Annotated in this window: 12 protein-coding genes; 7 read left to right on the top strand and 5 right to left on the bottom strand. The window is 66.5% G+C overall.

From position 1 onward, the window contains the following. Nucleotides 1–82: 82 nt before the first annotated feature. Complete coding sequence (locus XH93_RS04715; protein WP_194472629.1) at nucleotides 83–1,009, bottom strand: class I SAM-dependent methyltransferase; 927 nt, start codon at nucleotides 1,007–1,009, stop codon at nucleotides 83–85. A 117-nt stretch (nucleotides 1,010–1,126) separates the two neighbouring features. Between XH93_RS04715 and XH93_RS04710 the strand changes: the two genes are divergently transcribed. From XH93_RS04710 to XH93_RS04690, 5 genes are all read left to right on the top strand, one after another. Next, nucleotides 1,127–2,185: a ligase-associated DNA damage response exonuclease gene (locus XH93_RS04710; RefSeq protein ID WP_194474992.1), complete on the top strand. Its 1,059-nt coding sequence runs from the start codon at nucleotides 1,127–1,129 to the stop codon at nucleotides 2,183–2,185. Then, nucleotides 2,182–4,041, top strand: a complete 1,860-nt coding sequence (locus XH93_RS04705) for a cisplatin damage response ATP-dependent DNA ligase (protein ID WP_194472628.1) — start codon at nucleotides 2,182–2,184, stop codon at nucleotides 4,039–4,041. Before XH93_RS04710 ends, XH93_RS04705 begins: the two co-directional genes overlap by 4 nt. A 96-nt stretch (nucleotides 4,042–4,137) precedes the next feature. Then, entirely contained in the window at nucleotides 4,138–4,443 is a 306-nt protein-coding gene (locus tag XH93_RS04700) for a DUF6460 domain-containing protein (RefSeq protein WP_139486957.1), read from the top strand. Nucleotides 4,444–4,459: 16 nt separating this feature from the next. Next, on the top strand, nucleotides 4,460–5,188 hold the full coding sequence (locus XH93_RS04695) for an MBL fold metallo-hydrolase (RefSeq protein WP_194472627.1): 729 nt from the start codon (nucleotides 4,460–4,462) through the stop codon (nucleotides 5,186–5,188). A 2-nt stretch (nucleotides 5,189–5,190) separates the two neighbouring features. After that, nucleotides 5,191–6,513, top strand: coding sequence for an MATE family efflux transporter (locus XH93_RS04690; protein WP_194472626.1), 1,323 nt, complete (start codon nucleotides 5,191–5,193; stop codon nucleotides 6,511–6,513). A 448-nt stretch (nucleotides 6,514–6,961) separates the two neighbouring features. Here the strand turns inward: XH93_RS04690 and XH93_RS04685 are convergent, their stop codons facing one another. Then, nucleotides 6,962–8,059 carry a quinone-dependent dihydroorotate dehydrogenase gene (locus XH93_RS04685; protein WP_139486960.1) on the bottom strand — a complete coding sequence of 366 codons (1,098 nt, stop codon included), beginning with the start codon at nucleotides 8,057–8,059 and terminating at the stop codon, nucleotides 6,962–6,964. Further along, nucleotides 8,056–8,400, bottom strand: a complete 345-nt coding sequence (locus tag XH93_RS04680) for a DUF952 domain-containing protein (protein ID WP_139486961.1) — start codon at nucleotides 8,398–8,400, stop codon at nucleotides 8,056–8,058. The genes XH93_RS04685 and XH93_RS04680 overlap by 4 nt, the downstream gene beginning before the upstream one ends. A 190-nt stretch (nucleotides 8,401–8,590) precedes the next feature. Here XH93_RS04680 and XH93_RS04675 point away from each other — a divergent pair, with 190 nt between their 5' ends. Then, a complete protein-coding gene (locus XH93_RS04675) occupies nucleotides 8,591–9,244 on the top strand; it encodes a helix-turn-helix transcriptional regulator (RefSeq protein ID WP_139486962.1) in 654 nt (217 codons plus the stop codon). A 106-nt stretch (nucleotides 9,245–9,350) separates the two neighbouring features. Here XH93_RS04675 and XH93_RS04670 read toward each other — a convergent pair whose 3' ends face one another. Continuing rightward, nucleotides 9,351–10,136 (bottom strand): class II aldolase/adducin family protein, encoded by a 786-nt coding sequence (locus XH93_RS04670; RefSeq protein ID WP_194472625.1) that lies wholly within the window; start codon nucleotides 10,134–10,136, stop codon nucleotides 9,351–9,353. Nucleotides 10,137–10,319: 183 nt separating this feature from the next. Here XH93_RS04670 and XH93_RS04665 point away from each other — a divergent pair, with 183 nt between their 5' ends. Next, nucleotides 10,320–10,805 carry a cupin domain-containing protein gene (locus tag XH93_RS04665; RefSeq protein WP_194472624.1) on the top strand — a complete coding sequence of 162 codons (486 nt, stop codon included), beginning with the start codon at nucleotides 10,320–10,322 and terminating at the stop codon, nucleotides 10,803–10,805. Between the two features lie 366 nt (nucleotides 10,806–11,171). Here the strand turns inward: XH93_RS04665 and XH93_RS04660 are convergent, their stop codons facing one another. After that, on the bottom strand, nucleotides 11,172–12,812 hold the full coding sequence (locus tag XH93_RS04660; RefSeq protein ID WP_194472623.1) for a lysine--tRNA ligase: 1,641 nt from the start codon (nucleotides 12,810–12,812) through the stop codon (nucleotides 11,172–11,174). Nucleotides 12,813–12,819 lie beyond the last annotated feature (7 nt).

Genomic DNA, 12,819 nt, shown 5'->3' with positions numbered 1-12,819 from the left:
TCTCCGCGGATGCAGACCCCTCATCCGTCGCGGACTACGTCCGCGCCACCTTCTCCCACAAGGGGAGAAGGGAAGAAGGCACTCACGCCTTTACGGCGACTGCGACGAGTCCCGGCGCCGGGACGTTATCCTCATTACGCGCCGACAGATCCTCGAGCAGCGCCAGTGTCAGTCCCGCCGCGGCGACCGACGCGCGGACATGCGCCGCACTGTGCGCATAGCGCAGGCCCTCGCCGATGATGACGCCCTCGCCGTCATGCGTTTCGGTCGTGAAGGCGAGCACGCCGCCCGGCACCAACACGCGTTCCGCCTCGGCGAGCACCGGCGCGAGATCGGCGACATAGACCATCGCGTCGGCGGCGAGGATCAGTTCCGCGCTGGCGTCCGGCTTGCTCGCAATGCCCTTCAGCATGTCGTCAGTCTCGAGCTCGGCATAGAGGCCGGTCGAGCGCGCCTTCTCGATCATGCGCGGCGACAGGTCGATGCCGGTGAAGCGGTCGACGTGTTTTGCGAACGCGCCGGCCGCAAGCCCGGTGCCGCAGCCGAGATCGATCGCGCGCTTGAAGAACGCCGGCTTCTTGGCGCTCGCGCGCACCGACAGCACCGCCTTGAACAGCAGCGCCGGCCCGCGATAGCCGAGGTCGCCGACCAGCGCGGCCTCGAAGCGCGGCGCATATTGGTCGAACAGGGTCTGAACATAGGCCGGCGGCATCGCGCTGACCGCCTCGGCGCCGAGCTGCATCAGGCGCAGGCCGGCGCCATGGCGGTCGTCGGGATCGGCCTCGCGCGCGGCGCAAAGGGCGGCGATGGCGGCCTCGCGCTGGCCGAGCTGCCGACGAATTTCGCCCAGCGTGAACCAGGCGGAGACGAAGTTCGGGGCGAGCTCGATGGCCTGCTCCAGCAGCTCGGCGGCGGCCGGCAGATCGCCCTTCAATTGCAGGTCGCGCGCGAACTCGAAGCGGCGGTCGGCGACGAGATCGCCGGAGGACAGGAACAGGCGGGCAGGCATTCGCTGTTAAGGAACCGATGTTGTCGTGAAAGCCGGGACTTTTTCCGAAGAAGCACGCGGCGGTCAAGCCCGCGCATGACGGCTAAACATCGCGGATCGAGCCCCTATATTGGCACCATGCGCCCGCACGACATCCTGATGCCCGTCCCGGCCGGCCTCGCTTGCAAGGTGGGCGGCTTCCATATCGACCCTGTCAAGCCGGTCGAGCGCGCGCTGATCACCCACGGCCATTCCGACCACGCCCGCCCCGGCCACGGCGCGGTGCTCGCCACCCAAGAAACGCTCGACATGATGCGGCTGCGCTATGGCGACGATTTCGCCGGCTCGACGCAGGCCGTCGCTTACGGCGAAGAGATCAGGCTCGGCGACGTCACGGTGACGTTCCATCCTGCCGGCCATGTGCTGGGTTCGGCGCAGATCGCCGTGACCTGCAAGGACACGCGCATCGTCGCCTCCGGCGACTACAAGGACGCGCGCGATCCGACCTGCGCGGCGTTCGAGCTGGTGCCGTGCGACGTCTTCATCACCGAGGCGACCTTCGGGCTGCCGGTGTTCCGCCACGGCGACGCCGCCGACGAGGTCAACAAGCTGCTGGCCTCCGCAAAATTGTTTCCGGAGCGCGCGCATCTGGTCGGCGCCTACTCACTCGGCAAGGCGCAGCGCGTGATCGCGCTGCTGCGCGAGGCCGGCTACGACGCGCCGATCTATCTGCACGGCGCGATGGAGAAGATCACATACTATTATCAGGAGCGCGGCATCCCGCTCGGCGAGCTCAGGCCGGCGCGCGGCATGAAGAAGGCGGAGCTCGCCGGCACCATCACGCTGGCGCCGCCGAGCGCGACATCCGACATCTGGACACGACGTTTCCCCGATCCCGTCACCGCCTTCGCCTCGGGCTGGATGCGGGTGCGCGCCCGCGCGCGGCAGGGTGGTGTCGAGCTGCCGCTGGTGATCTCGGATCATGCCGACTGGGACGGCCTGACCGCGACGATCGCCGCCACCGGCGCCGGCGAGATCTGGGTCACGCATGGCCAGGAAGATGCGCTGGTGCACTGGTGCAAGACCAGGGGCCTTGCCGCGCGGCCGCTCGACCTGGTCGGCTATGGCGACGAGGACGAAGGCGAAACGGCAGCGCTGACCGGCGAGGCCGAGTCCGCCGGCGAGGCTGGCGCATGAACCGCTTTGCCGAGTTGCTCGACCGTCTCGCCTACGAGCCGGGCCGCAACAACAAGATCAAGCTGCTGGTGGCCTATTTCCGCGCGACCGAGGACCCCGACCGCGGCTACGCGCTGGCGGCGCTGACCGGCGCGCTGTCGTTCAAGCATGCAAAACCCGGCTTGATCCGCGACCTGATCACCGAGCGCGCCGATCCGGTGCTGTTCGGGTATTCCTACGATTACGTCGGCGATCTCTCGGAAACCGTCGCGCTGATGTGGCCGAAGAGTACCGGCGCGTCTCACAACGAGTCTTTCCTGGGCCACCCCTCTCCCCAGCCCTCCCCCGCAAGGGGGGAGGGAGCCCAACCATCGCGCTCACCTCACGGCGATCTCGACGTGATGGACGTCGGTGAGGGACGCATCAGCGGAAAGGCTCCCTCCCCCCTTGCGGGGGAGGGTCGGGGAGAGGGGTACCGCGGGCGCGATAGCAGTGAGATTCCACGCACGCACAACAACCCACCCCCACCCACCCTCACCGACGTCGTCACCACGCTGCGCACGCTCGGCAAAACCGAGTTGCCGGCGCAACTGGCGCGCTGGCTGGATGAGCTCGACGAGACCGGGCGCTGGGCGCTGCTGAAACTCGTCACCGGCGCGATGCGGATCGGGATTTCGGCGCGGCTGGCGAAGACCGCGGCGGCGGCGCTCGGCGACAAGGACCCGCACGAGATCGAGCTGATGTGGCCGGGGCTGTCGCCGCCCTATCTCGACCTGTTCGCCTGGCTCGAAGGCCGCGGCGACAAGCCGATCAATCGCGATCCGACGCCGTTCCGCCCGGTGATGCTGGCGCATGCGATCGAGGATACGGATTTCGCCGGTCTCGACGCCGCCGATTTCAGCGCGGAATGGAAGTGGGACGGCATCCGCGTGCAGGCGGTGTCCGGCCGCGACGCGCGCGGCAATATCCAGGCGCGGCTCTATTCGCGCACCGGCGAGGACATCACCGGCAGCTTTCCCGATCTGGTGCCGTCGCTGCATCTGCCCGGCGCGCTCGACGGCGAACTTTTGGTGCTGCGCGACGGCCGCGTGCAGACGTTCAACGTGCTGCAGCAGCGGCTGAACCGCAAGGTCGTCTCGCCAAAGCTGCTCAAGGAGTTTCCGATCCATCTGCGGGCCTACGACCTGCTTGGCGACGACGAGAACGATTTGCGCGAGCTGCCGTTCGTCGAGCGCCGCGCGCATCTCGAACGCTTCGTCGCCAAGCTGAACGATCCGCGCATCGATCTGTCGCCGACCGTCCCGTTCGCAAGCTGGGACGAACTCGCCGCGGCGCGCGCCGATCCGAAAAGTGCCGGTGCAGGCGACGACGCCGACGCGGTCGAGGGCGTGATGCTGAAGCGGCGCGATGCACCCTATCTGCCGGGCCGCCCAAAAGGGCCGTGGTGGAAATGGAAGCGCGATCCGCACATCATCGACGCGGTGCTGATGTATGCGCAGCGCGGCCATGGTAAGCGCTCGTCCTATTATTCCGACTACACGTTCGGGGTCTGGACCCGCGGCGACGCCGGCGACGAGCTCGTGCCGGTCGGCAAAGCCTATTTCGGCTTCACCGATGAGGAGCTGTTGCAGATCGACCGCTTCGTCCGCCGCAACACCACGGAGAAATTCGGCCCGGTGCGCCATGTCGTGCATGAGCCCGACCAGGGGCTAGTGCTGGAAGTCGCCTTCGAGGGACTGCAGCGCTCGCCGCGGCACAAATCCGGCGTCGCGATGCGTTTCCCCCGCATCAGCCGCCTGCGCTGGGACAAGCCGCCGCGCGAGGCCGACCGGCTGGAAACGCTTGAACGGCTGTTAATGTCCGTGACAACGAATTAATTCCAACACCGCATGGCAGCCATTGATTGAGGTTCCCGGGTTCCCCATGTGCCCCGCCGTGACTTATAATCGAGGCGATTCCGCCAGGAGACAGCAATGCCGAACGACGTCAGGGATTTGCCGGCCGGCCAGAGTGACGGCCTGTACCGCTTTCTCGGCGGATCGCCGCTCTCGGTGGCGTTCCGGCTGATCCTGCTCTCGATCCTGGTCGGCGTCGTGCTCGCCGCTGTTGGCCTCGACCCGTGGAATATCCTCTACAGCATCCGCCGGCTGTTCCAGACCATCTGGGATTTCGGCTTCGACGCGATCAATTGGGCCTGGCGCTACTTCCTGCTCGGCGCCGTGATCGTGATCCCGATCTGGCTGCTGTCGCGGCTGCTCGGCGCGCCGCGCGGCCGCTAGGGAGAGCGTGCAGTCGATGCAATTGCAATTTGTCGGCTGCGGCGATGCGTTCGGCTCCGGCGGCCGCTTCAACACCTGCTTCCACGTCAGCGGCGCGCGGGTCAATTTCCTGATCGACTGCGGCGCTTCGTCGCTGCCGGCGCTGAAGCGGCTTGGCGTCGACCGCGACGCGATCGACCTGATCCTGATCACGCATTTCCACGGGGATCACTTTGCCGGCCTGCCGTTCTTCCTGCTCGATGCGCAGTTTTCCCGCCGCATAAGGCCGCTCGTGATCGCAGGCCCGGAAGGCATCGAAGCCAAGCTGCCGAAGGTGATGGAGGTGATGTTCGAGCACTCCTCCAAAACAAAACAGCGGTTTGATCTCTCGGTGGTCAGCCTCGCGCCGGAGCAAAGACGCGGCTTTGGCGAAGTGAGCGTGACGCCCTACCCAGTCGTGCACGGCGAATCCGGCGGGCCGTTTTTGGCGTATCGCATCGAGGCCGAAGGCCGCGTCATCAGCTACAGCGCCGACACCGAATGGACCGACGCGCTGATACCAGCCGCGCAGCATGCCGATCTCTTCATCGCGGAAGCCTATACCTACGACAAGACGGTGAAAAACCATCTCAGCCTGAAGGCGCTGGAAGCGCATCTGCCCGCCATCGCCGCCAAGCGCGTCGTGCTCACCCATATGAGCGACGACATGCTCGGCCGCGCTCTGCCCTACACGGCGGCGAGCGACGGCATGACGGTCGAGTTCTGACCATGCACGCGCCGGTCCATCCCAAGATCACGACGCGCCATGTGTTCGCCATCGCCGGCCCCGCGATGGTCGCCAACCTGACCACGCCGCTGATTGGCATCGTCTCGACCACGGCGATCGGCCGGCTCGACGACGCCGCGCTGCTCGGCGGCGTCGCCATGGCGTCGGTGATCTTCGACTGCCTGTTCTGGCTGTTCGCCTTCCTGCGCATGAGCACCTTGGCGTTCACTGCGCAGGCGCTAGGAGCGGGCGAGCCGCAGGAATTTTCCGCGATCCTGGTGCGCGGCTTCATCGTCGCCGGACTGATCGGCGCCGCCCTGATCGCACTGCAGGTGCCGCTCGCCGGGGTCACGTTCCAGCTGATGGGTGGCAGCGAGGGCGTGACGCGCGCGGCGAAAACCTACTTCATGATCCGGATCTGGTCGGCGCCGCTGGCGCTCGGCAATTACGTCATCCTCGGCTGGCTGGTCGGGCAGGCACGCGCCAATCTGGCGCTGGCGCTGCAGATCGTGATCAACGTCATCAACATGGTGGCGACCGTGCTGCTGGTGGAGGCCTATGGCGCCGGGATCGCAGGTGCTGCGATCGCCGCCGTGCTTGCCGAGGCGGCCGGGTTTGCTGCCGGCGTCATCGTGGCGTGGCGGATTTCGCAGAGTGGCTTCGCCGTTCCGCGTGCCACCCTGTTCGACCGTGCCAAGCTGATGCGGATGCTGGCGGTCAACCGCGACATCATGATCCGCACCGCAGCGCTGATCATCGTGTTCCTGTTCTTCACCGCAAAGGGCGCGCGCGAGGGCGACGTCACGCTGGCGGCGAATTCGGTGCTCAACAATTTCCTGCTGGTCTCCGCCTTCTTCCTCGACGGCCTCGCCAATGCCGCGCAGCAGCTGTGCGGCCGCGCCTTCGGCGCGCGCGATGCCCGCGGCTTCGCCGATTCGACCCGCCTGGTGCTGCTCTGGGGGATCGGCTTTGCGCTGGTCGTGTCGGCGCTGTTCGCGCTGTTCGGGCCCGCGCTGATCGACCTGATGACGACCAGCGCCGAGGTGCGGCGCACCGCGCGCGACTTCCTGCTGTTCGTGATTCTCGCCCCGCTGCCCGGCGTGTTCGCCTTCGGCTTCGACGGCATCTATGTCGGCGCCACCTGGGCGCGCGAGATGCGCAATTTGATGCTGGCCTCGCTGGCGAGCTTCCTCGTCGTCTGGTGGGCGCTGAGCGGGTTCGGCAACACCGGACTTTGGATTGCGCTGCTCGGCTTCTATATCGCGCGCGGCGGCTTTCAGGGCTTGCGCTATCCGGCGCTGCTGAGGAAGTCGTTCAAGTCTTGACCGCTCTCTCCGCCCCTTCTCCCCGCGTGCGGGGAGAAGGTCGGGATGAGGGGGAGTCTCCGCGAGGACGGTGATAGTTGTGCGCGTGGAGAGTCCCCCTCACCCGGATCGCATCTGCGATGCGATCCGACCTCTCCCCGCAAGCGGGGCGAGGTGAAGAGCAGGCTGCCGTAGCCCGGATGCAGCGAAGCGAAATCCGGGGTCTGTATCGGCGGTGAGGCTGTCCCGGATTGCGCTGCGCTCATCCGGGCTACGGGGCTAAGGAAGTCGTTCAAGTCTTGACGCGCTCTCTTCGCTCCTTCTCCCCGCGTGCGGGGAGAAGGTCGGGATGAGGGGGAGTCTCCGCGAGGACGCAAGCAGTTGCATTCGCGGAGACTCCCCCTCACCCGGATCGCATCTGATGATGCGATCCGACCTCTCCCCGCAAGCGGGGCGAGGTAAGAAGCACCTACTGCACCGGCCAGTCCTCGGCGGTGATGGTCGCAGCATCCGCGCCGACGATTTCCGAAAGCGAGTCGCGGCCGGTGCGCAGCAGCGTCGACGACAGATCGCGCTTGATGTCCTCGACCAGGCCGAGGCCCTTGTAGACCAGCGACGAATAGAGCTGGATCAGGCTGGCGCCGGCGCGGATTTTTGTCAGCGCGGCGCCGCCGGAGTCGATGCCGCCGACGCCGATCAGCGGAAACGCGCCTTCGACGCGCACATAGGTCTCGGCCACCATCCGCGTCGACAAACGGAACAGCGGCCGGCCGGACAGCCCGCCCTGCTCCTTGGCCCGGTTCTCCTCGCGCAAGGTCGAGGGCCGCGCCAGCGTGGTGTTGGCGACGATCATGCCGTCGACCCGGCGCGAACGCGCGATGTGCACGACGTCGTCGAGCTCGGCGAGGCTGAGATCCGGCGCGACCTTCAGCAGCACCGGCGAGTCGCCGGCGTTGCGGCGCACGCGCTCGCGGGTGTCGATCACCCGCGCCAGGAGATCGTCGAGCGCGGCGGATTGCTGCAGATTGCGCAGCCCCGGCGTGTTCGGCGACGACACGTTGACGGTGAAATAGCTCGCGACCGGCGCGAACGTCTCGATCAGCTTGACGTAGTCGGCGACGCGATCCGCCGAGTCCTTGTTGGCGCCGACATTGACGCCGATGATGCCGCCTTGGCTGGCGCGGGCGGCGAGCCGCCGCAGCGCCGCCTCGGCGCCGTCATTGTTGAAGCCCATGCGGTTGATCACGGCTTCGTCGCGCTCGAGCCGGAACAGCCGCGGCCGCGGATTTCCGGCCTGCGGCTTCGGCGTCACCGAGCCGATCTCGACAAAGCCGAAGCCGAGCCGCAGCAGCGCGTCGGGCACCTCCGCGCTCTTGTCGAAACCCGCCGCCATGCCGATCGGGTTCGGGAAGTTCAATCCGAAGGCGCGCACCGCAAGCTTGGGATCATCCGGCCGCTGCCGGATCGGCGGCAGCAGCTTCAGGCCCTGGATCGCCATGCGATGGGCGTCTTCCGGATCGAACCAGCGCAGCAGCGGCAGCGAGAAGGCGTCGAAGGCGCGGATCACGGCTTCAGCTCCGGAACGTCGTGGCCACCGTCGGAGCGCGCGCGCAGATCGAGGATCTCGATGACAGCGCCGAGATCGAGCTCGCCATAGAGATGCGGAAACAATTCGTCGTTGCGCGATGGCTCCCAGCGCAGCTCATCGCCGAGCGCGTCAGCATCGACCGCGACCAGGAACAGGCCGGTTTGGCCGAAATAGTGCTTGCGCGCGGTCTCGGCGACCTGGGCGGCGGTGGAAAAATGGATGTAGCCGTCGCGTAGATCGTCCGCACTGCCCCGGTACACGCCCTGCCGCTCGGCCTCGCGCCAGGCCGACGCGGGGGTGATTTTATAGATCGTAGGCACGTGCCGGCCTTCCCTTTTGTCCTTGAGTCTTCTGGGATTTTTTCCGGATTGATGGGGAAAAGCCCCAGAGGTGGGCGACCGTATCGACGGCCGCGGCGCAACTCAAGCGGCGCCACGCCACACCTGTCGCCAGATTTGCGCAAACCGCCACTTTCAGGCAATAATTCCTACCGCACCGGGGATGATCACGATGGCCAAACAACCCAAAGCCGCCCGGCCGCTGACCCACGCCCAGGTCTGGGCGGCCCTCGACCGGCTCGCCGAGCGCGCCGGCCTGTCGCCGTCAGGCCTTGCCAAGGCCTCCGGTCTCGATCCCACCACCTTCAACAAGTCCAAGCGCATCACCGGCGACGGCCGCGAGCGTTGGCCGTCGACCGAGTCGGTCTCCAAGGCGCTGGCGGCGACCAATGCCAGCATGGAGACTTTCGTGCAGCTGCTCGGCGACGGCCCGCGCGGCGGCCAGTCGGTGCCGCTGCTCGGCTTCGCCCAGGCCGGCGCCGGCGGCTATTTCGACGACAGCGGCTTTCCGGCCGGCAAGGGCTGGGACGAGGTGGCGTTGCCGGCGACCGGCGACGAGCACGCCTATGCGCTGGAGATCGAGGGCGACTCGATGCGGCCGGCCTATCGCGAAGGCGACATCATCGTGGTCTCGCCGGCGACCGCGATCCGCCGCGGCGACCGCGTCGTGGTGCGCACCACCGGCGGCGAGGTGATGGTGAAGGAGCTGCGCCGCCGCACCGCCAAGCTGCTGGAACTCGCCTCGCTCAACCCCGAACATCCGGACCGGACGCTGGAGGCCGAAGAGGTCGAGTGGATCGCGCGCATCGTGTGGGCAAGCCAGTAACTCAGGCCGTCATTGCCGGGCTTGACCCGGCAATCCATCACTCTTGAAAGAATCGATTTTGAGATGGATGCGCGGGTCAAGCCCGCGCATGACAGGTGAGTGCAGCTTACGTCGCGTAGTCCGGCTCCTTGCGGTCCAGCATCCGCTTCAGCGCATCGAAATGCCGCTGCGATGGGCTCGGGCCGGTGTAGAGGTGGTCGTCGCGGTAATCGCGCTTGGTCTTCTCGACCACATGCGCCGGCAATTGCTTGAGCGGCTGCTGGGTCCACATTGCGTAGATCTGCACCTGCGCGGCGCGCTCGATGTAATAGAGCCGGTCATAGGCATCGGCGACGGTCTCGCCGACGGTCGAGATGCCGTGATTGGCCATGAACAAAATGGTCTTGTCGCCGATCACATTGGCAAGCCGCGCGCCTTCCGCCGGATCGAGCGCGGGACCGGTGTAGAGATCGTCATAGGCGATCGCTTCCGACAGCCCGACCTCGGTCTGCCCGATCTCCTTGATGCGCGGATCCTCGAGCCGGGTCAGCGCGCTGGCGTACGGCATGTGGGTGTGAAACACCGCTTTGGCCTGCGGCAGCGCCTTGTGGATCGGCGCATGGATGCAATAGCAGGAGCGCTCGACCTCGCCCTCGCCGCGCTTCACCTCGGCATCGTCGATCCCGACCTCCATGAAGGACGACGCGGTCACCTCCGACCAGTGCATGCCGAACGGGATCTGGTAGTAGCGGTCGGTGCGGCCCGGCACCACGAAGGTGAGATGGTTGAAGATGCCTTCGGAGAAGCCGTGGATATAGGCGAGCCGGTGCGCGGCGGCGAGATCGACCCGCGCCTGCCATTCCTCGGCGCTGGTATCATTCCGCAGCGATGACGGCGAAACCCTGAACTGCATGCGCGTGCTCCCATCTGTGCCGGCCGCTCGACGGAGGCCGTGCTGATTTTATGGCAGGGAGTGTAGCGCAATCCGCGGCCAACCTCCGGTGAAAATGCCGATGGGCTGCCATCCGGATTTTGCGGGCCCGCTGCACCTATGCGATGATGCGCCGCAGGGGACATGACATCGGACTGGGCTGCAATGACCGACGACACCAAGCCAAAACCTCCGGCATTTGATCCGGATACAGTCGCTGAGAGCAATTACACCAGCTATCCGCCGCTGCACCGCGCCGCCAACCAGTCGCGCTACAACCGCCGGCTCGGCGACCATGCCGGCCTGACCAATTTCGGGGTCACCTTGACGCGGATTGTTCCGGGCGGGCAGTCCTCTTACCGCCACGCGCATTCGCGCCAGGACGAGTTCGTCTATGTGCTCGAGGGCGAGGTGGTGATGGAGACCAACGGCGGCGCGCAGGTGCTGACATCAGGCATGTGCGCCGGCTTCCCCGCCGGTTGCGGCGACGCGCACCGCTTCGTCAATCGCACCACGACCGACGTGAAGCTCCTGGTGATCGGCGATCGCACGGCCGGTGACGAGATCAGCTATCCCGATGTCGATATGCACGCCGTGCTGGGAGCGGACGGGGCCTATCGATTCACCACCAAGGCGGGCGAACCGCTGTAACCGGCGGCAGCCGGGCGCGCAATTGCCGCGCACGGAAGTCGTCGAACGGCTCGTGCCTCGCGAGTTGTTGCCGGATGGCGCCAACGGGTCGCGCGAACGCGCGCCCGATGACAGGCTCCGCACAATCAAGGGCTGTTGGACCACAGGCAAGATTCCCGGATTTCGCTTCGCTGCATCCCGGCTACGCTTCTTGCCTCGCCCCGCTTGCGGGGAGGGGCCGGAGCGCATGCAGCGAAGCGAAATGCGATCCGGGTGAGGGGGAGCCTCCGCGAAGCCATCTCTCACCGTACGCGCGGAAAGAGGCCCCTCACCCCAACCCTCTCTCCGCAAGCGCGGGGCGAGGGAGAACCACGAACTGCGCTACAACTACGCCGACCGCGCCAGCGCGCCGTCGATCATGTTGACCGCGTTCTGCACGCCGTAGACCGCGACGAAGGAGCCGAAGCGCGGGCCCTTCTCCTGGCCGAGCAGCACCTGGTAGAGCATGTTGAACCAGTCGAGCGAGACGCCGGGGCGGCCGTCCTTGCCCTTCTTCACCTGGTCGAGGAACGGCTCGCGGCGGCCGATCTCGTAGACCACGTTCTGAATGTCTTCCGCGCTCGCGTCCGCGGGCAAGCTCGACAGCGCATCGCGCAGATCCTGCAGCGCGGCGCGTTCGCCCTCGGTCGGCTCGCGGAATTGCTTCGTCGGCGCCACGAAGTCGCGATAATAGTTGATGGCGTAGCCGACCATCGCGTCGAGCTTCGGATGGGTCTGCGGCGTCACGCCGGGCCGATAGCGGCCGATGAAGCCCCACAGCGTTTCGGCATTCTCGGCGTTCGACGACGACACCAGCGTCAAGAGAAGCTGGAAGGTGACCGGCATGTCGGCCTGCGGCGGCTTGCCGGAATGGATGTGCCAGACCGGGTTCTGCAGCTGCTGCCGTGCTTCCTGCCGCGAAAAGCCGTCGAGGAACTGCTGGTAGTCGTCGACGTTGCGCGGGATCACGTCGAAGAACAGCCGCTTCGCCGCCTTCGGCTCGCGATACATGAACAGCGACAGCGATTCCGGCGAGGCGTAGCGCAGCCACTCGTCGATCGTCAGGCCATTGCCCTTCGACTTCGAGATCTTCTGGCCCTTCTCGTCGAGGAACAGCTCGTAGTTAAAGCCTTCCGGCGGCGTGCCGCCGAGCGCCGAGCAGATCTTGCCCGACAGCTTGACCGAGTCGATCAGGTCCTTGCCCGCCATCTCGTAGTCGACGCCGAGCGCGTACCAGCGCATCGCCCAGTCCGGCTTCCATTGCAGCTTGCAACGGCCGCCGGTGACGGGAACGGTGACGCTTTCCTTGGTATCGGGGTCTTCGTAGGAGATCGTGCCGGCCTTGGCGTCATGCGCCGTCACGGGAACGTACAGCACCGTCCCGGTGCGCGGGCAGATCGGCAGGAACGGCGAATAGCTCGCCGCGCGCTCCTCGCGCAGCGACGGCAGCATGATCGCCATCACCTTCTCGATCCGCTCCAGCATGCGCAGCAGCGCGGCGTCGAACTTGCCGGTGGTGTAATACTCGGTCGAGCTCGCGAACTCGTAGTCGAAGCCGAACTGGTCGAGGAAGGCGCGCAGCCGCGCATTGTTATGTTCGCCGAAGCTCGGATGGGTGCCGAACGGATCGGGCACCTTGGTGAGCGGCTTGCCGAGGTTCTGTTCCAAGAGCTCCTTGTTCGGCACGTTGTCCGGCACCTTGCGCAGGCCGTCCATGTCGTCGGAGAAGGCGAGCAGGCGGGTCTTGATCTTGTCCTCGGTGAGCACGCGGAACGCGTGGCGCACCATGGTGGTGCGCGCGACCTCGCCGAAGGTGCCGATATGCGGCAGACCCGACGGGCCGTAGCCGGTCTCGAACAGCACTTCGTCCTTGGGATTTTTCTTCAGCCGCGCCACAATCGCCTTCGCTTGCTCGAACGGCCAGGCGTTGGATTGTTCGGCAAGCGCCCGCAGGTCGCTCGGGCTGGCGGCAAGATCAATCACGGACATTCTTCTG

It is taken from the genome of Bradyrhizobium sp. CCBAU 51753, assembly GCF_015291565.1.
Classification (GTDB): Bacteria; Pseudomonadota; Alphaproteobacteria; order Rhizobiales; family Xanthobacteraceae; genus Bradyrhizobium; species Bradyrhizobium ivorense.
This window is presented reverse-complemented; position numbering and strand designations above follow the sequence as displayed.